A 432-nucleotide genomic window follows, 5' to 3' on the forward strand; every position below is an offset into this window, starting at 1 on the left:
CGCGTCGAGCACGTACAGCCAGGCCAGGACCGGGCCGTCCGCGGTCTCGACCCGGAGCCGGATCTTGCGGTGCAGGCCCAGCTCGGAGCCCTCCCAGCGGTCCAGGCGCTGCTCGTCCTCGGCCGGGACGTCGTAGAGCACGACGAACACCTTGGCGTCCGGATCGTCCGGATCCTCGACGACGGTGGCCAGCGCGCCCTCCCAGCCGATGTCGTCGCCGCTGAACGTCAGCCGCCAGCCGGGGAGCCAGCCGGTGCCCGCCATGGGCGAATGCGGGCAGCGTTCGAGCATCTGTTCCGGGTGCATGTTGGACCCGTACGCGGCGTAGATCGGCACGCGAAAAGCCTAATCGGTGTGGCGCGCGCTCGGGTAACGACCGGACCGTCCGGCGCAGCGACATGCGCGTTCGGCGCGTCGGAACCCGGCGACAGG

Annotated in this window: 1 protein-coding gene; it reads right to left on the reverse strand. The window is 71.3% G+C overall.

Annotated features, from left to right (window positions below):
* The coding region (locus AC07RN_RS21325; RefSeq protein WP_478337272.1) for a gamma-glutamylcyclotransferase family protein at nt 1–336 on the reverse strand (336 nt) is incomplete at its 3' end.
* Nucleotides 337–432 lie beyond the last annotated feature (96 nt).

The organism is Lelliottia sp. GFLA7 (genome assembly GCF_056490165.1).